General features: G+C 75.0%; 1 protein-coding gene. It reads right to left on the minus strand.

Annotated features, from left to right (window positions below):
• Positions 1 to 1,070 (minus strand): hypothetical protein (locus DMC18_RS26395; RefSeq protein WP_110133416.1); only part of this gene is annotated, 1,070 nt, incomplete at both ends.

Here is a 1,070-nt window from a genome sequence, read left to right on the forward strand (position 1 = left end):
GACTTCCGCCGCCACGGGCCAGTTCAGGCCATACGCCGCCAGCAGCACCTCGATCGCCGCGCGGGCCGGCGCGACGTGCGCCATCTCGCCGACCAGCACCCGAACCTCGCCCGGCGAAGCCTCGGCTCGCCACGGCGCCAGCGGCGGCAGTGCGGTCTCCAGCGCCGCTTCGACCTCGCGCGGAAAGATCATCGTCTCGCCCGCCCGCCAGACGTCGCCGATACGGCCCTCGACGGGGCGGATCGCCAGTCGCGGCGAGCCGCAGGGGCAGGGCGGCGCCGGCTCGATCAGGTCGTCCAGCCGCACCCGCACCATCGGCTGGGCCGTGCGGCGCAGGTCGGTGACGATGGGCCGAAAGCGCGTTCCGCCGGGCAGGGGATCGCGCTCGACGATCAGGTTCTCCTCGTTGAGGTGCAGGGTCCCCAGGCGGCAGGGCGCGCCGAGGAAGCCCTCGGTGGCCTGGTAGAGCGGCGCGGGCCGGCGGCCGAACGCCCGGGTCAGGACCTCGCCCTCGCGTTCGCCCATCGGCTCGGCCCCGTAATAGAGACCCTCGAGCCTATCGGCCCAGCCGTCGGTCTCGCCCCGCCGCGCCAGTCCGGCCAGCACGTGCGGCGGCGCCACCAGGTGGGTCGGTGCGAAGGCCCGCAGAGCCGCCGCCTGGGCCTGCGGGCTCTCGTCCAGACCGATGAAGGCGAAGGCCGCGCCGGCGCCGCCGATATCCTCGTAGAGGCTGTTGTTGGCCCGCAGGATCAGGGCGGCGCGGATCGGGGCCAGCAGCCGCCCCGGCGCGATCAGCTTGCCCAGCAGGGTTCCGATATAGTGGTCACGCTCGGCCGGGGTGGTCAGGAAGACGCCACGCGCGCCCTCGCTGCCGGTCGAGAACCCGGCCTGGGCGCCGCCGGGCAGAACAGCCGCGCCTCCGTCCTCGGCCGCCTGCGCCGCGGCCAGGATCGAGGCGGTGTCGAGTCCCAGGCTGTTCCAGGCCGAAAGGTCGCCGCGCACCTGCGCCGGCTCGCGCACCGGAAAGTCCTCCAGCGGCCGCCCGGCCAGGGACGCCAGCGCCGGCGTGC

Origin of the sequence: Caulobacter sp. D5, assembly GCF_003185805.1 — a bacterium.
In the GTDB taxonomy this organism is placed as follows: Bacteria; Pseudomonadota; Alphaproteobacteria; order Caulobacterales; family Caulobacteraceae; genus Caulobacter.